At 39.7% G+C, this 18,687-nt stretch carries 13 protein-coding genes and 2 pseudogenes; 3 read left to right on the forward strand and 12 right to left on the reverse strand.

The genetic code is table 11. The features are described from left to right. Positions 1-2: 2 nt before the first annotated feature. The 7 genes from QFZ73_RS10235 to QFZ73_RS10265 form a co-directional block, all read right to left on the reverse strand. On the reverse strand, positions 3-1,148 hold the full coding sequence (locus QFZ73_RS10235; RefSeq protein ID WP_307265853.1) for an ATP-grasp domain-containing protein: 1,146 nt from the start codon (positions 1,146-1,148) through the stop codon (positions 3-5). Between the two features lie 392 nt (positions 1,149-1,540). Next, the gene (locus QFZ73_RS10240) at positions 1,541-2,392 is read right to left on the reverse strand and encodes a class A sortase (protein ID WP_307265855.1); all 852 of its coding nucleotides are present in this window, start codon (positions 2,390-2,392) and stop codon (positions 1,541-1,543) included. Between the two features lie 15 nt (positions 2,393-2,407). Further along, entirely contained in the window at positions 2,408-3,475 is a 1,068-nt protein-coding gene (locus QFZ73_RS10245) for a WxLIP family cell surface protein (protein WP_307265857.1), read from the reverse strand. 187 nt (positions 3,476-3,662) lie between these two features. Continuing rightward, a complete protein-coding gene (locus QFZ73_RS10250) occupies positions 3,663-7,043 on the reverse strand; it encodes a pectate lyase-like adhesive domain-containing protein (RefSeq protein ID WP_307265859.1) in 3,381 nt (1,126 codons plus the stop codon). Positions 7,044-7,236: 193 nt separating this feature from the next. Then, the gene (locus tag QFZ73_RS10255) at positions 7,237-7,971 is read right to left on the reverse strand and encodes a WxL domain-containing protein (RefSeq protein WP_307265861.1); all 735 of its coding nucleotides are present in this window, start codon (positions 7,969-7,971) and stop codon (positions 7,237-7,239) included. A gap of 23 nt (positions 7,972-7,994) precedes the next feature. After that, complete coding sequence (locus tag QFZ73_RS10260) at positions 7,995-8,765, reverse strand: WxL domain-containing protein (RefSeq protein ID WP_307265863.1); 771 nt, start codon at positions 8,763-8,765, stop codon at positions 7,995-7,997. Between the two features lie 20 nt (positions 8,766-8,785). Next, positions 8,786-9,127, reverse strand: coding sequence for an EF2685/EF0750 family sortase-dependent surface protein (locus tag QFZ73_RS10265; RefSeq protein WP_307265865.1), 342 nt, complete (start codon positions 9,125-9,127; stop codon positions 8,786-8,788). A gap of 705 nt (positions 9,128-9,832) precedes the next feature. On the opposite strand from QFZ73_RS10265, the gene QFZ73_RS10270 reads away from it, so the two are divergent. The 3 genes and pseudogenes from QFZ73_RS10270 to QFZ73_RS28915 all read left to right on the forward strand — a co-directional run. After that, a complete protein-coding gene (locus QFZ73_RS10270) occupies positions 9,833-11,293 on the forward strand; it encodes an AcpB/EbpR/MafR family transcriptional regulator (RefSeq protein ID WP_251435859.1) in 1,461 nt (486 codons plus the stop codon). A gap of 191 nt (positions 11,294-11,484) precedes the next feature. Beyond that, positions 11,485-11,658, forward strand: a pseudogene (locus QFZ73_RS28910) (ATP-binding protein); the annotation flags it as partial. Continuing rightward, positions 11,649-11,750: pseudogene (locus tag QFZ73_RS28915) on the forward strand (hypothetical protein); the annotation flags it as partial. The pseudogenes QFZ73_RS28910 and QFZ73_RS28915, both read left to right, overlap by 10 nt. A gap of 136 nt (positions 11,751-11,886) precedes the next feature. On the opposite strand, the gene QFZ73_RS10275 reads toward QFZ73_RS28915, so the two are convergent. From QFZ73_RS10275 to cdaA, 5 genes are all read right to left on the reverse strand, one after another. Continuing rightward, the gene (locus QFZ73_RS10275; protein WP_307265867.1) at positions 11,887-12,258 is read right to left on the reverse strand and encodes an iron chaperone; all 372 of its coding nucleotides are present in this window, start codon (positions 12,256-12,258) and stop codon (positions 11,887-11,889) included. A gap of 486 nt (positions 12,259-12,744) precedes the next feature. Continuing rightward, entirely contained in the window at positions 12,745-14,547 is a 1,803-nt protein-coding gene (glmS, locus tag QFZ73_RS10280; protein WP_251435853.1) for a glutamine--fructose-6-phosphate transaminase (isomerizing), read from the reverse strand. Positions 14,548-15,011: 464 nt separating this feature from the next. Then, positions 15,012-16,361: a phosphoglucosamine mutase gene (gene glmM, locus QFZ73_RS10285; protein WP_207440979.1), complete on the reverse strand. Its 1,350-nt coding sequence runs from the start codon at positions 16,359-16,361 to the stop codon at positions 15,012-15,014. Positions 16,362-16,417: 56 nt separating this feature from the next. After that, positions 16,418-17,782: a CdaR family protein gene (locus tag QFZ73_RS10290; RefSeq protein WP_307265871.1), complete on the reverse strand. Its 1,365-nt coding sequence runs from the start codon at positions 17,780-17,782 to the stop codon at positions 16,418-16,420. Continuing rightward, a complete protein-coding gene (gene cdaA, locus QFZ73_RS10295; protein ID WP_034304935.1) occupies positions 17,775-18,599 on the reverse strand; it encodes a diadenylate cyclase CdaA in 825 nt (274 codons plus the stop codon). Before cdaA ends, QFZ73_RS10290 begins: the two co-directional genes overlap by 8 nt. Positions 18,600-18,687: the final 88 nt, after the last annotated feature.

Consider the following 18,687-nt stretch of genomic DNA (forward strand, 5'->3'; position numbering starts at 1 on the left):
CCTTAGTTGAAAACCAGGTGTTTTATAGTCAAATATGGTATTAAATCCAAATGGAGCAATTGGAGATTTTCATTCAAATTCTCACTTCTATAAAAGATGTTTGCCATGCTCCGGTCCTTTTGAAAAGGAAGCTGCCTATATTCCAAGACATGTCCGAATTCATGTCGAAGTCCATCATGATCAATCATTGCAACATCTTCCACATTGATTTCCAGTGGAACCTCTGCAAAGAAAAAGCTATATATATGATCGTCCATCTCTTCCAATATCCGATCCCAATCGGGTTTCGTTCCTGAAAAATAGTGCTCATACATATTCATTCCATAGGCATGGTAACCTAGATCCGTTGTACCCGCCCCGGCAAAACGCAGAGGATTGATTTCGATGGGTATCACCCGGTTTCCTTTCTGGCGAATTTCAAAGTGTACAGGGTAATTCCTAAGTGGAAGGACCGTTTGGATATTCCTCATGAACCTCAGTGCATCATGATAGATTTCATTAATGGCCAATTTCGAAGTATAATAGATTCGATCGGAAGTATCATAGTCATCCTTGAATAATCGTTTGAAGACATTCAAAATGACCGGTTCACCATCTTGATTGTAATAACCATCAATGGCATACTCTTCACCCTGAATCCACTCTTCTATTAAAACGGTCTGGGAACCGACCACTTCTGAATCGTATAATCCATCCGAATGAAGTAAATCCGCTTTAAGCTGGTTCACGGCTCTATCCCAATCCTGCTCATTCTTGACTTTTTGCACCCCTACACTTGAATAGCCAATATTGAGTTTGATAACTACCGGAAACGGTATTTGGTTTTTATCCAGGTCACTTATTATGGATAAATCAATATCTTGGAAATAGAAATCAGGATATAAAGATTTCGTCAAATTTCGCACCTGACTCTTATCCTTCAATAACTTTGACCAAATGTATTCATTGCTATTCGGTTGAAAATGACCTAATAATGTTATGCCATTTTCAGAGTTTGTAAGAATTCTTTGGTCCATTTCCATGGACTTGAAAAATTCTGTACCCTTTTGAATGTTTAGCTTTTCTGATGTTAATCTGTCTCCCCATTGCCCTTGTTCCAATACTGGAATTTGCTGTTCCTCTAACACCTTTAGAAGAATTGGTGACATTTCCACCTAACTTATACTGTTTTTTGTATCTCCATATTTAATCGGTTAAAAGCGGTGAGTATTTAGCTTATATAGGTATTTATTATTGAAAAGCATTGGAAAGCAAGATATCAATATATCTTTTTACCTATCTACCTCTAACATAAAAATCATTTAAGAACATAGGAAAAGCCCAGTTCATCAGCCCTGAGCTTTTCCTATTGTTCATGCTGAACGAAATACTTTCATTAAGTACATCTACAGTAACAACTTGACGGTTTTTCGATGGATGCCGACTTTGAAAAATGACATAACCTAGCATTCCGCCAAACGTATTTACTAGAAGATCATCCAACTACTGATGACCAAACATATCCTGATAAATCATTCCAAATGAAAAAGGCGAGATAACACTATCTCCCCTCATCTTTTCGTCTCTTTATGATTAACATGATGAGCACCAGTACACACGGTAAGCCTACCACTAATGAAACCCAAAGGAAATAAGTAACATTTGAATACCAAGACGGCTCTGTACCCATTCCGTATCCATACTTTCCCTCGAATTCAGCCTGATTGGAATTATCATTCGTATCTACTAATTCCGCTGTAATTATGACACGTTTGTCCGTATCGATCCCCGTAACATCACAAGTGATCAGAGTAAGTCTGGGACTTCCTGTATCTTCCAGAACACTAACTTCCGTTTCCTGGACAATCTTCTTTGCTTTTACTTTATAGGTGAAGATTTGCCGTTTATCCGTTATATGAATATATGTCCCTTTTTCAATCTTTAATAAAGGCCCAAACAACAGGCGGTCATCTCTCATATGATGTCCAGCCAGCACATAATTGCCTTTACCCATTACTTGATCGTTTTTTACTGTCGTGGCACCTACAAGTAAATTTTGTGTATTCGTTCCATGTAAGATCGGTAAAGATACTATATTACCCCCAATTACTATTGCACCTATCACGTCTTCACGTTTCACTGAAGGAATATTCACTAATACCTTTAGAAAATCAGGAGCTTCTATACTGGCATTCTCAGAAAAGGGCTTTTTATTATCAACATTATCTTGGATTTCTTCTTCAGAAAAACTAACTATATTGTACTTTTCGATTTCCTTTTTAATTACCGCTTCTTTTAACCAAGGTGAAAGAACCAACAAAAACCCCATTAATAAAAGAACAATGAATATAATAATGGATAAAACATCACATATTTTAACTTTCTTTTTTTTTAGCATCTCAAATGGAATCATATAACATCATTCATCCTATTCATCAACATTGGCTATTTGTTTTCTAGTCTCTTCATTCTCTTTTTTCTTTCTTCGCATAATAATTACCCATAGAATTAAGGCTAATAATATGACGATGCCCCCTATTATTACATAGAGCCACGTATTATCCTTCTGAATGGTCACATCACTATCATTAAGCTTCTTTGCTATATCCCCATCAATCTTAAAGTCGCGTGTCCAATGCCATTCTTCTCCCATGGAGGCAGCGGTCATTTCCAATGTATAATCACCAGCCTCAAGCCTTTCACCATTCAAAGAGATCGGATAATCAAAATTAGAGTTCGGGGCCATCTGCATGCCCTCTTTATTAGACTCATACAGAACTTGACTATCATCTTTTTTGGTCACTTTCGATTTCACAGTCATTTGATTCATATACATGGGCATGGTATTTTGGATATTAACATTGATTACGTTTCTTGCATTTACTTGATCTGGGAATACATCATTCAATTGAAGTTCTGGTTTGATTTCATTCTCATTTTCCCTTAATAAAATGGCGACGACATAGGCGAACTCATTTTTGATCGATAATCCTTTATTATCCTCATTCTTATTTTGTTTTTCATCAGTACCTTCAGTATCTTCCTGAAGGATGATCCCACCAGCCACTACACCATCGAACTCTTTTTTTGGTACCGTTACATCCAGCTTTAATACGTAGTTTCCTTTTGCCGGAATGATAACTTCCTCTTCCGTCTTCACTATATCTTCCAACTTATAAAGTAAAGTTGGATCCGCTTCTTTATCATTTTCCCCATATTCAACTACACCATTAAGGTTTGTCGTTGCACTATGGATAAGCGGGTTTATTTTAACATCATCATCTGTATCATTACGCAAGTTGATTTCCAGTATTTGTTTTTGACCTGGTTCCACCAACAAATCAAAGTATGTCTTTTTTTTATCAACTTGATTTTTTGGAACGACTGTCTCAACGCCAAAATTAAATTCCGCAGCCGAGCCCTTAGGTATAGTAAAAGGGAAAATGATGGATAGTAAACTTACTAACAATAAAGTACATATAGCTTTCTTTTTCATCTGATAACCCCCAGTTGATGAAAATTACGCATCGTATCCTAATTACGATGTATGATTTTCTTTTCTTTTCTTTATACATCCGCCAACAGATAAAGCTTTGCCGGGGCATCTGTTGGCATTATTATTAAAATATCAATTTCTACTACGGTTAATTTGATGAAGATTCTTTGACGACCTCCATCCATTTTCATTCATTTGCTGGAGTATCTTCCAATGACCATTTAATCTTTGCCTCATATTCCCCGACTCTAGCTTCTCCAGCCTTCGTCTCGACAAACAAGCCATTTTTTGTGTCTCCGTACCATAAGTCATTTATATATAGTGGTTCATCATCGGTACTGAGATGTTCATAAATAAGCGACCCTGTATGTGAAAGCACTGTGTCACTACCGTTATTTGAATAAACCAGAGATAACGTACTATCATAAAAAGAGTTGTAAAGGTCCTCCGCCAAGGCCGCTTTCAGCTTCCAAGTGGATTTATGTTTCCGATTATCCTGTACACCAAGTTTCTGATCCATCGATTCAATTTGATAGCGTTTATCTTGTGGTGATATCCTAACATCACTGCCAAAGGATAAAGAGTCTGGTGCAAGCAATGTTAAACTTCCTGAGTATTCGACCACAGTAAGTAATGGACCTGCTTTAAAAATAGCATCATGATATTCAGTTGATACAGCCGGGTTTACATTCCCCATATAATTGTTCGTTAATGGAGCATCGGATAACCCTGTAATTTCACCGGTATTATCATTCAGTAAGATTTGTACAGTTTGGCCTGCGGTTAATGGTGTTGGTAAATCAATGGACCAACTTCCATCTTCAGCTACTGTCGTTGTAATAAGATTTCCTTCAGCATCCTTTAACGGCTCCCCGCCCACTTCAATAAGAACGGTTGCTCCCACCTCATCAGCAGTTCCCATGATCTGATATGTTCCTTCCTCAATCTCTTGAAGTGATACCTCTGCCGGTGTTGGCGGGGTTACATCATATACCGTCGTTTCGGATTGTCCATCTTGTACCCAAGGCCCTCTTGTTGATACTCCAGACATCTTTTGGCCGCCAACATTAAAAATCGGATCCATATACTGCACATAGCCATTTGCATCCGTTTTTAAATCCCCATGAACTTTACCATGGGTATCAGTGATATCAACACTGGCCTGGTTTTCGGAAGCATAAACATCCATATAATGAACGACACCGTTCTCATCCAGGCCATCATTATCAGGTGCTTCCCCGATTTTCACCCTTGCCTTAATGGTTAAATCAGCATCCGTCACTGGTTCAAACTCTACTATAGGTTTTGTATTCATTCCCGCAATTCGCCTATAGTACGTTGTATTGAACCCGGTTTGTAATGCCGGTTCAGAGGAAACTACCGTTTGACGGCCGGCAGTACCAGAATGACGGCCAGTAGCAGTAAAGTTTTCGACTGCAGCATATGAAAAGTTTGATGGCCCCAATACGTTACTGCCAGTTTTCCATAAATCGATATCGGATTCATTGATTTTGAAAGTATTCGCATATCCTGATGCAGAGGTATCTGCCCCCAAACCGACCGCAGTATTATTTCCCATATTCCGTAAATCATATTGTTTGGGATTATCCAATGTGAAGGTATTGCCCCTATGGCTAGGATCAGATCCTAAATTAATTAATGGCGTCGAACTTTTCCCAATAACATATAATTCAGCATTGGGAGCAACATAGAAAGAATTATTACTTGATCTGTATTCAACAACAGATCCAGAAGATTGCCTGCTTGTTAAATTGGTGTACGAGCCGCTTTTTGCAGTAAATGAGCCATTTCCATACTCTAATCTAACAGCATTTCCGGGCATGTTGATATCTAGCTTAGAGTTCTCCCCTACCGTGATATCTTTGTAATACAGATAGACTGCGGGATAGGTTACCCCTGTTTTTTGAGACTGAGTCAGCTGAACAATACTTTCATCACCGATTGTAAATTCCTTGGATTCCCCAGTATCCCCTGATCTTGCAGGGAGATTGTAATAAAATATCGAGAAGTCATAATAATTTACATTCCCGGAGTATTTTGTGCCATTTTCCATTTTGAGGCTACCTAGATAAAAATTTTCGGCACGGGTATCAATATTCATTTCTCCATAAATGGTTACTTCGGCATATTGAGCCCTAGCTAGTCTTTGTACGGAGGCCTCCGTAGTGATATTACCAAATCGATATTTCCATTTTCCTGTGTATGATGCTATAAGCCTTGAGCCGACTATATCTTCTGAATATGCACCTGCATAGCTTTGTGCCAATACGATATCGTGCATATGGAAGTTACCCATACCATTGGTTGGATTCCCTAAATAAATGGATGAGTTTTTAAAGGAAAGCCTAAATCCATTTCCGTTAATCTCCAAGTCTCTGGTTACCTGGTAAGTCCGTAACCCTGGAGTATCACCAGAAGCACTTGGATTTTCAATATCTTCAGTTAAATTTATTTTAGATATGGAAGTGTTTTTCACCGCCGCTACAAAAGTATCCCAACTATCAACCTCTATTTCGTCAGCGGCTAAAGCAGTAACCATAATATTTCCTTCAACACTATTGGAAGGATCCATTTCTGAAAGATCTTCTTCCTCTTTAGCTAAAACTTCAAGACCCTGTTCCGTCTCTTGACCACTCTGATCAATTGATGCATCCTCTTGCTTAGCATCTACATTTACACCATCTTTTTTTTCGTTTTCTCCTTTTTCTTTCACAACTTGGCCCGATTCTTCAGGCTCTTCCTTTTCTTCCACAACTTGGCCCGATTCTTTAGGCTCTTCCTTTTCTTCCGCAACTTGGCCGGATTCTTCAGGCTCTTCCTTTTCTTCCGCAACTTGGCCCGATTCTTTAGGCTCTTCCTTTTCTTCCGCAACTTGGCCCGATTCTTTAGGCTCTTCCTTTTCTTCCGCAACTTGGCCCGATTCTTTAGGCTCTTCCTTTTCTTCCGCAACTTGGCCCGATTCTTCAGGCTCTTCTTTTATTTCTCCAACGTCAGCCTTTGCCTCATCCTCTTCTACCGTTTCCCCCTCTATTTCTGGTACATCCTTTTCTATGGCCTCTATATTTATGCTGATCTCATTTGATTGGTTCTCATCAGAAGTTGCAACTACCACAAAGTTCCCGGCCGTTTGGGCCTGAAAGAATAAATGAACTTCATTTTCACCTATTTGCTGTTCACTATATGCTATAGTGATTTCATTTTTACCAGATTCATAATCCACTATGGGTGGACTACCATTACTTTGCAATGATTGCCTTGTAGCATCTTGGTCATATGCCAACCCTTCAGGAACTTTTACTGAAAAAATTTCTGCTTCTTCTATAGTCGTGTTTACCTCTAGCCTTATTTGGTCCCCTAGACTTACAGTACTTTGTTCCGATGATAGCTTTACAGTAGCTGCTGCGGCTGCGGATCTAAGATTGAAAAAACCATTTATATTCATTTGCTGCAGCATAATAACCAATATGATGCCCCATACCCCTATATATGAATAATCCTTTAAAGCCCTTCTGGATCTCCGTTTATATGTTAGACGTCCTTTTCTCATTTCTCTGTTTCCACCTCAATTCCCATTGAAAAAGTGTTATTCATGATCTTCCACTCATTAATATTTAATTTCATTCCACTTCTTCCCTAGCAGTTTAATCCGTGAAATGTTTTACAAGTCATAAAATAGTAATACACCGTATTTTTATTCATACGATGTATCATCTCCTTCACTCTATTACACCACGACCATTTTAATTTGCTGGTGTGTCAGTCAGAATCCAGGTAAGCGTTGTATTATACTCTTTAGCATATTTTGTCGTACTGCCTGGAACCGATAATTGAACACTTTTATCCATGTTTCCATCATTTGCTTTACCAAAACGAGAAACGTAAGTACCGGCACCTTCAGCATCTTTTGCTGCCATTACCGTTGACGGTGTACCTGGTACTAAGTCGATTTCAGTAGGGACTGTACTTGGCACTGGAGAAGTCGAAGATGTGTTCACATTATTATTTATGATTTTTATGGCTGCACCATCCAATACATCATTATCAGTGGTTTCGAACTGTGCATCTTGTCGTACTTGCAGTGTCCAGCCCGTTTCAGTTCCTCTATTATCACTGACCTGTACATAATTAGGCCGTAAATCTTGCGTGGTTGCTCCATAACCATCCGGAATATTCACTTTTTGTGCAGCTGAATTATAAACCATATCCAGTGTTGTGATTTTTTGAGTGCCAAAATCAAACGATGAAGCGAAATCAATGCTTAATGGACCATTTGTCCCTGGATTTGGAGTAGGTTCCGGGCTAACCTCTTTACCTGGATTTTCTGGGTCAACTGGAGGTGTGATACCTGTATATGGTTCAAATGTAATGGTACCATTAGATTCATATTCTCCACCTTCTGCTGAGGCTCCTTGTCCTGCGATTCCGAAACCTGTGACCAATAACGTTGAAGCAACAAGATATTTTGCAATTTTCATAGTGAACTCTCCCTCTTATTAGTTTAGTTATTTGTCGGTGAATCCGTTAAAACCCATGTTAGTTTTGTGCTGTATTCGACTGCATCCTTTGGAGTGCTTCCAGGTACCGATAATGTAATCGCAGCATTCTTAGGCTCACCGTCAACATCTTCTACTGTCCCAAAAACATCAAGCCATTTTCCTGCACCAGTATTCTCAGCCGCTGTCATCACTAATGATTCGGCTCCTGAGGGATCTAAGGTGATATCGGAAGCGGTAGGCGCAGTTACATTTTCCATATTTGTTACTGGCACACCATCAGTGAATTTTATTTCAGATCCTATCAGAACAGGGTTCAGTGTAGCATCGTTTTTAAATTGGCCTTCTTGTTTCACTTTTAAAGTCCAGCCTGCATTGCTCCCGCGATTATCCGAAATCTGAACATAATTGGCCCTAGTTTCCTGAGTCACTGCACCTAGATCATCTGTGATGTTAACTTTCTGGGGCGCTGCATAATATACTTGGTCCACGTTTGAAATTTCATTTTCCCCAAAGTCCAAACTTGAAGCGAAGTCGATACTTAATGGACCATTCGTTCCTGGATCTGGATCCGTACCATCCGGATTTTCAGGTTTCACTTCATTATCTGGATCATTCGGGTCAACAGGCTCCGTTATTCCTGTATACGGTTTGAATTTTACTGTACCGGAGGAATTATACTCCCCTCCATCTGCCGCAAATGCTGAAATTGAACCGCCTAAAATTAGTGAAGTTGCTAAAGCCGAGCCTGTAAGTACTTTCAATCGTTTTTTCAATGTATTTCCCTCCATGACTTTTATTTATCTATGACTCTTAATGACTTTCTTTGTAAAAGAAAGAAAGCTAACAAAATTACTAGACCTCCAAAAAACATATTTTGAGCGCTCGATCGATCACCCGTTTGAGGTAATTTTGCAAGCCCTACATCATTTGATGCCCCATTTTCATTTGATCCATTTACAGATACACCTGATTCGGGGGATTTATTACTGTCAGAATCCTTTTTATGAATATATTCTCCATAGAACCCTACATTTGAGTCAGAACCATATGAACCGCTTGATTCGGCATGTACATTTGAAAAATTCATTCCAAGTAAAACCATTAATATACTTATATATTTAATTGATTTTTTCACCATTCCACCCTCCTTCAATCATTTGGTGGACTTTCTTCTAATGCCCTGAAAACGATGCCATTTAGTTTCATTCATGATCTGGTCCTAAAAGACCATCTCGGTAAAACCTGAGATCTGCCGGTTGTTAAAATCCACTATCATACTATTGTTAGGAATAAGACCTATTACTCTCCCTATTTTCAGAAAGATCCTTTATTGTTGTTCTTCCATTCGTTCGTTTGGCTCCTCATTATTTTTCACCTCCATTCCTGTAGAAAATTTTTATGATTTCTGCAGGGTTTCTACAACTCAATCATAATTACAGTTCATGGCGATATACAATAGAATTTGATGTTCATATTTAGTACCTTAATTAGCATTTTTCGAAAAATTCCAACTCTTCAACCGACAATATTCGACTGAATAATCGAGTTTTTTCAAATTAGGGAATCTTTAAGTACAAGATATGAAAAAGATACTCCATGCCATGGAAGGAATAACTTTCAAGCGCGTAATCAGTACTTCATAAAGCCCAATATTCACTTTTCAAGCTATTGCATAATGATACTCTGCCATTTTTATCCCGAAAGCATTAATTCGGTACTTCACCAGATTAAAATCGGCTTCCGATTAAAAAGTATGCTAGTATAAAGAGAACGGGTAATAAGTACCGTTAAAGAAGATTGGAGTTTTTTAGAACGTTTTAGAGTGAGGGGAAGTGATTGGATGTATAACTTTTTAGATCGCTCAGTTTATCAAAAAGTACGGATTTTAATCCATTTGCATTCAATAAATCAATTTTGTTCCATTTCCGATATGGCAAAAAGCTTAAATGCCTCAGATAGGACGATCCTAAAACTTATAGACGAACTAAAACATGATTTAAAAGAAATTGGACCAGAAGCAGAAATCATTGAACGTGAGCATAAAAGCTTTTATTTAAAAACAGAGGATAATTTCTCAATCAAATCGATCGAGAGGCTGTATTTAGAACATTCTTTGACGTATAAGGCGTGTGATCAGATATTCTATAACAAGTTTGGTGACATACATTCCTTCACAAAAGAGAATTATACAAGCTATACATCCATGTACAGACGAATCAATAAAATTAAACCGCTTTTGGATCAGTTCAATTTACAATATACAACACAGCATATGGCGACTTTCAATGGTCCGGAAAAGCAATTTCGATATTTCTACTACTTGTTTTATTGGAATTCATGCTGGGGCGAGGTTTGGCCATTCTCATCTGTCAACAGGGAGCAAATCCTTGATATGCTAAAAGGAGACAGGGCAAACATCTCTGAGCATGTGTTGTATTGGCTGGCCATATCCATTACTAGAGCTAAGTTGGGGTTTATCATTGAAGAAGATCCTACCTATGAGTCTTTCACGAAACATCATCATTTATTTAAATCATTTTCAAGATTGGCAGAACCTCTATTTAAAGAGTTAACAACTTTAACGGAAGAGCAAATCACTTTAGAAATGATGTTTTCCTTTACTGTAATTAGTTGTTTTGAATTTTATGATAAAAAAAATCCCCAAATCAGTTTAATCATGAATTTTGCCCACCATCACAACCAAGATCTTTTTGTACAAACGACCATACACTGGTTGGAAACTTTCATGGAATTCTTTTCGATGGAAATTGGCGCGGAAGAGTATGGTGCCTTGTTTGCCAATCTATTATACCTTCATTACTATACTCAGACTTTTGATGGGCCTACCTTTCTATTTAAAGAGGATCCATATAAGATAGCTTTTGAACAGGATTCCCCTAAACTAGTGGAATTAATGGACCGTTTCTTTGATCAACTTGCCGAGAAAAAGGCGCTTACGAGAATATTGAAACACCGGGAGAGATTATTGGGTAGGTATCATGGAATACTGAAGCGCACAATTAATTTTAAAGTGGACAACCAGCCAATTAAGATTAAAATCTTTTCAATCCTGGAAGGAAATCCAATTGAATTTATCATTAATCAAATAAAAAGGATATCCAGTCATATTCAACTCTGTAACGAAGGTGAACATCCTGATTTAATAATCACTGATCGCTTATATATGTCTATTGAAAAATATGATGCAAAAGTATTTGTGTGGAGTTCCGTTCCAAAAAGAATTGATTTTGAGAGACTTAGAGACTGTATTGAGAGAATGCGCTTGAAAAAATCACCATAACTATCGTTTTTTTCAAGCTTTTATAATTAAAGTGAGGAAATCCTCACACTCATGCACCGGAATAACCAGAAGTACAGAGAAAGAAACTCCTAGTCTACACTGAAACACTGTCTTCCTGGAAGAATATGTCCTTCAATCGTAATTACCTCCAGTATGGCAACTTTAATACACAATAGTATAAATTCACCCGCCATCGTGGAACGATCACGATTCGGTTACAACAGATTGATGATCAAGCTTCCATAAAGATTTCCAATAATGGAATTGGCATTTCTGAGAAAGACCAATTTCACTTATTCGAGCGATTCTATAAAGCTGGCATGGGAGCGCTCAGAAAGCGGAGTGGTTTAGTCTATCCATCGTGAAAAGAATTATTGAGATGCATGAAGGGACCACTTCCTTAAAAAGTGAGCTCGAAAAGGGAACGACTTTCACCATTCTGCTCCCTATTTCATGAAGAGATTTCTGATTTTAAAGTTTATTTTAAATCCATAGTAATAAAAAAACAGCTGCAAAGGCAGCAGTTTTTAAAATCTATTTGGTTTAGTGTAAAGTTTGAGTGAAATTAATTTCACCCTTCATAATCCATTTTTTTATTTCCGCCAAAAAGTTGAACAGTCTTCCTTATCCAAAATATTAAACTCGATCATTTTTTCAAGTAATGAGTAATCAACCGGACTATCCCACTTGAAACGTACCAACTGTTTGGTGTGGTCATAGCCAGCCTGCACGATTTCATCAGAAAAATGATCAATCCCTGCCTTTTCAGGGGCAACAGCCAAATGATGTTTGGCTACGCTAAAGCCAATAATATATGTTCCATGGTCGGTAAACATGGGCTGATTCCAAGCAATCTTCGGCATTAAATCTGGAAATTTCTTAGTTACCCAAGCCAATACTTCTTCCGTTCGGTCCCTATGTTGCGGGTTATCAATATTCGCTAAATATTCTGCAAAAACTCCCATGTCATTCTCTCCTAAATTTAATAATTATCTTGAAGATTTAATTTTTCATGCCAATACAAAATATTATCAATTGCACCATTCGCAACCTCATCCGTATCAGCATCAATACGAATTAAATCGCCATCTACCACACCATCTTTTCTTTCAACAATCCACCATGGAAAATCAATCGTTTATAAGCCAGCGCCTTATCCACATCTTTAACTTTGCTCTTAAAGATTCCGTGATTACTAACCGATGGATTTGATAGATTGCATTTAACGACTTTATTTACACTGCACACCGATTCCTATTCCTCGGCCTTCTTTTTCCACTTGTCAGCTTGAGAGGTTCCCGTTCTTTTAGACATAAAAAAACACCCCTTTAAATAATCATATCCAAAGGGGTGAAACGGTGCAACTTTTTAAAAACAGTTAATCATTTTCAAAACGGTAGAACTGTATTTCAATTCTACTCTACATAAACATACATTGCATTCATTCAAACTTACTCAACCGTTACACTTTTCGCAAGATTACGTGGTTTATCCACGTCACATTCGCGGTGCAAGGCTGCATAGTAAGCAATGAGCTGCAGCGGGATAACAGAGATAAGGGGTGTTAATAGTTCATTCACTTCCGGGATGACGAAACGGTCATCCTCTTCTTCAAGCCCCTTCATGGCAATGATGCAAGGGTTGGCGCCTCGGGCAACCACTTCCTTTACATTACCACGGATGCTTAGGTTGACGCCTGCTTGCGTAGCAAGGGCTATGACAGGTGTACCCTCTTCAATCAAGGCGATAGTTCCATGTTTAAGCTCTCCGCCAGCAAAGCCTTCCGCCTGGATGTATGAGATTTCCTTCAGCTTAAGGGCCCCTTCAAGAACAACATAGTAGTCAAGGGAACGGCCAATGAAGAAGCAGTTTCTCGTAACGGACAAATATTCACGGGCAATGTCTTCCATCTCTTCTTTCGAATCACAAAGGGCTTCCATTGCTGTCGCAACGATTCCAAGCTCTTTTACAAGGTCGAAATCATACTCCATGTTACGGAATTGGCCAGTTACATTCGCTAAGATGGATAAGACTGCCACTTGAGCTGTGTAGGCCTTTGTTGATGCAACGGCAATTTCAGGGCCAGCATGCAGCAAGAGCGTATAATCCGCTTCACGTGACAATGTGGAGCCAGGTACGTTCGTGATGGTCAGGGCTTTATGGCCAAGCGCTTTGATGGACACTAACACGGCACGGCTATCTGCAGTTTCACCACTTTGTGAAATGAAGATGAATAACGGTTTTTTCGATAATAACGGCATATTGTAAGTGAATTCCGATGCCACATGGACCTCAACCGGAATTTCCGCCATTTTTTCGATGAATTGCTTACCAATCAACCCTGCATGATAGCTGGTTCCGCAAGCAATGATATAAATACGGTCAGCCTCACTTACAGCTTCAGTAATGCTATAATCGATTGCAAGTTTACCCTCTTCATTTTGGTATGCTTGAATGATTTTACGTATGACAGCTGGCTGCTCGTCGACTTCCTTGAGCATATAGTGAGGATACGTACCTTTTTCAATATCACTTGCATCCAGTTCAGCAGTATATGGAGCACGCATAACTTCTTCGTTGGAAAGATTCTTGATCGTTACCTTTTCACTTGTCACGATAACCATTTCCTTATCCATCAGTTCGAGGAATTGATCTGTGACTTGCAACATGGCCATTGCATCGGAAGCGATAACGTTAAAGTCTTTTCCGACACCGATTAGCAGCGGGCTTTTATTTTTTGCGACTAAGATGGTTTCATCATTTTCAGCATCCAACAGGGCGATGGCATATGAACCCTCTAAAAGAGTGAGTGTTTGACGGAACGCCTCTTCCACTTCCATACCATCGTTTACGAACTTCTCTATGAGTTGAACGATGACTTCCGTATCCGTTTCACTTTTAAAGGCAACATCCTTCAAATATTCACGTTTTAGAATTGCATAGTTTTCAATGACCCCATTATGAACTAAAGTAAATCGACCTGAATTACTTTGGTGAGGATGGGCATTATCACGGCTTGGCACACCATGGGTGGCCCAGCGCGTATGTCCTATTCCAGTATGTGCCATAGTATTTTCATCCACGGCTCCGCGTAAGTCCGCGATTCTTCCCTTTTCCTTAAAGATTGTCACGCCTGCTTCATTTCTCACAGCAATCCCTGAAGAGTCATAACCGCGGTATTCAAGTTTTTCAAGACCTTTTAATAAAATTTCCTTTGCATCGTTAAGTCCAATATATCCAACAATTCCACACATAATTTCTGTTCCTCCAACCGATTTGAGGGAACAGGAATGCACGGGGGCATCCCTGCCCCCTCATCTCTGATATATATTTTTATAAAGGAAATGCCCTAAAGCACTTTTCCCATTGTGCATTTCCAATCCTTTGTGCAGTGAGTTGCCCTACTGTTTTAAGATTGGAATTACTGCGGCTGTGCACTTCAGCCGGGAGGTATCCGCCGATCATTCGATAAACCTCCTCCTCGTCAACTAAGCCATTTCTCGTCCAGACTTAGTTCAGGCGCTTTTGTGAATCCGTTTCTCCTTGCCTACCCTCCTTTTTAACACAACCATTTTCAGAAAATGAGTTGTAAATCAGGATAATCATACCTTAAACAAGGGACATAGGTCAATTCTTTATTACCTTTACCAACAAAAAAGAACTTCTTTATAAAAATATGCATAAAAGGAAATTTCGTTCCCTTTATGCATAGGTTTGGTTATTCGTTCATACCCATTTCCGCTCTTACAACTGCGACGATGCGATCTACATAATTAGTGCATTCCTCAGCTGTCGGGGCTTCAGCCATAACACGGACTAGCGGTTCAGTACCGGATGGTCTCACCAAAATACGACCGTTTCCGTTCATTTCCCCTTCGACTGCCTTGATGACTTCCTGTACCTTTTCATTATCGGTTACAGCGTGTTTATCGGTAACTCTGACATTGATCAGCGTTTGAGGATATTTCTTCATCTCGCCAGCGAGCTCCGATAAGGTTTTTTGGGTGTCACTCATGATGTTCACAAGCTGTAAGCCCGTCAATAAGCCATCACCTGTCGTGTTATAGTCCAGGAAGATGATATGTCCGGATTGTTCGCCGCCAAGGTTATAACCGCCTTTTCGCATCTCCTCGACCACATAGCGATCCCCCACTGCCGTCTGGGCGCTTTGTATACCATGCTCTTCAAGACCTTTATAAAAACCAAGGTTGCTCATGATCGTAGAAACCACTGTTCCCTGTTTCAGACGATTATTTTCTTTCAAGTATTTCGCACAGATATACATGATTTGGTCGCCGTCCACTATATTTCCTTTTTCATCTATCGCAATGACACGGTCCCCGTCACCATCGAAAGCAAGTCCAACATCCGCACCTTTTTCTTTTAAGAATTCAGCAAGTGCTTCTGGGTGGGTAGAACCTACCTTATCATTAATGTTCAAGCCATTTGGCGATGCCCCCATTGTAGAGATGTCTGCATCAAGATCTGCAAACAAATGCATGGCCAAGGCAGATGTCGCCCCATGTGCACAATCAAGAGCAACATGAATGCCTGTAAAATCTTCATCCACAGATTGTTTCAAGTACTGGAGATACTTTTGCCCTCCTTCGAAATAATCGTTCAAATGACCTAAATCTCCGCCAACCGGGCGTGGAAGTTCATCCTTTTCCATATCCAATAGTGTTTCAATTTCAGCTTCTTGATCATCGGATAACTTAAACCCATCCGGTCCAAAGAATTTAATGCCATTATCCGCTACCGGATTATGCGAAGCGGAAATCATGACACCTGCCTCAGCACTTAAGGCCTTTGTTAAATAGGCAACTCCCGGTGTCGAAATGACACCAAGGCGCATCACTTCAGCCCCAATGGATAAAAGACCGGCAACAAGTGCACCTTCCAGCATTTCACCTGAAATACGAGTATCGCGCCCTATCAGCACTTTAGGTTTTTCTGTATTTCTTGTAAGAACATAGCCACCAAAACGGCCTAGTTTAAATGCCAACTCCGGTGTTAACTCGCTATTCGCTATACCCCTGACTCCGTCTGTTCCAAAATATTTACCCATCTTTATCGCTCCTTCTTCGAATCGTTACTGAATTTAATGATGATGTTAAAGGAAGGTCATGTCTCTTCGTCTTTTTGTGTGATGGTGACCGAAACCGTTTTAGAATCCAGTTCCCATTCCACTCCCTCAGGCACTGTTACTGCCAATTCCACATCATGCGTACCTTCATCTAAATTACTCACATCTACTGTAAGATTAATGTCGTCTTTAGTTATTTTCTTCAAATCATCCGCCTCACCAAGCAAAGTGATGCTTGTTACATCGGATTCCAATTCGGCATTTTGGTCATCCTGTATGCCCACAGGCACTATTTGTATATTGTTGAAAGTTTTAGACTCAACGGCAGCCGGTTCATCTTCTTCCGCTTCTTCTTCGACTACTTGTTCTTCTTGTTTTTGTTCAGTTTCTGGTTCTTCCTCTTCTACGACTGGCTCTGCATTCACTTCATCTTCATCTACATCAACTTTCTCTGTGCGGATCTTGACCTTTGCCTTACCCAAGGACATTTTTTGTACACTTTCCGGTTTATTAAGATCGAGTTCCAGTTCTGTATCACCATCAATTTTCGAGATATTTACAGGAAGATTTATTCCATCTATTTTCTCCAGGCTCGTTTCCGACCCAAATAAGGTGACCTCTTTTGGGTCGACACTTATACTCGTGATCCTGATGCCATCCTTTGCCTTGCCAGTTTGCTTCGGTGCTATCGACACCGTCTTGGTAGGAATGCTCACTTCTAAGGAAACGGCAACGGAAGATGGCTCGATCGTCACATCCAGCTTATTCAAATCCCTGTCCAGGGCTTTAACGGTTGCCTTGCCGTTCACCGTTTCGTTAAGTCCCTTACTTATTTCAAGGTTTGCCTTTACATAGGAAATTTGTTCAATCGCATCTTTAGCACCCGTTATTTTGACAGTTTTCGGGCTGACTGTTGGCTGACCAGCGGTATATCCCTCTTCAAGTAAAGAGTTATTATACTCGGCTTCTACGGAGAACTCCTTCGTCACCCGTTCCTGAACGTTGACTTCCGCATATTCCGGATCGATCGTCGCCACTAACTTTTCATTCAACTCACTTATTTTAAATGTGACGGTTCTGTCCCCCATTGAGATTGCAGGATCAGAAAGGTCTACATACACTTTAAAGTCCCTTTGGTTTTTCGCATTTATCAATAGGCTTTTTGCTCCCTTCAGAGTAACATCAACCGTCTCCGGTACTCCGCTCACCACTAGATTCTCACGGTCATAGTACACTTCAACCGGTACATTTTCGATGGTCTCCGTACTGATTTCAGGGGCTGTCGATAAGCCAAGGGATTTTTTATCCGATTCCATCTCAAAGTTAATGGAAATGAACAAAAGTGCTGCCAAGGCAAAAGCTACGATTCTCATAAACCAAGCACTATTGGTGAATTTATCCATTCTTTTTCCCCCTCCAGTTAAAGATGCTTGAGGAAGTTGATTTGATGTTTTCCACTACCAGTTCACTTGTAAGCATGGCCCTAAATGATTCTTGATTCAAATCCCGGTAAAGTTCCCCGTTTTTAGTGACGGATATCCCTCCCGTTTCTTCTGAAACGACAATCGTAAGACTATCCGTAACTTCACTCATGCCTATGGCTGCCCTATGCCGTGTGCCAAGCTCCTTTGATATGAATGGACTCTCCGATAATGGCAAGTAGCAAGCTGCAGCCGCCACCTGGTTATTTTGCAAAATAACTGCGCCATCATGGAGCGGCGTATTTGGGATGAAGATATTAATGAGCAGTTCTGAAGAAATATAGGATTTTAGGGGTATCCCCGTTTCAACATAATCCCCCAGCTCCGTACCCTTCTCTATCGTAATCAAGGCTCCAATCCGCCTTTTTGCCATATAAGTGGACGCCTTTAGGATTTCTTCGACTAAACGCTCTTGTTGATTCTCTTCTGGAACGGTGCCCCTTGCAAAGAGCTTCCCGCGTCCCAATTGTTCAAGTGCCCTTCTCAGTTCAGGTTGAAAAATGACGAGAATCGCCAATACTCCCCAATTCATGACTTGTGCCATTAACCATCCGAGTGTATTGAAACCAAACAGGTTGCTTAAGCTTTTTACAATGACAATTACAAAAATTCCTTTTAGCAGCTGAATAGCCTTCGTGCCTCGAATAATAGTTAACAATTTATATATCACAAACCATACAAGGAGAATATCAATGAAATTTACTACATAGTCCCAAACAGTCAAATTGGTTAAAGACATGTTGTTTCCTCCAGTCAGTATTACTCCAAATACCAATTACAATCTTTATACGATAACCTTAATAGTATACCATTTTTTAAATGATACA

Source organism: Peribacillus sp. V2I11 (assembly GCF_030817135.1).
In the GTDB taxonomy this organism is placed as follows: domain Bacteria; phylum Bacillota; class Bacilli; order Bacillales; family DSM-1321; genus Peribacillus; species Peribacillus simplex.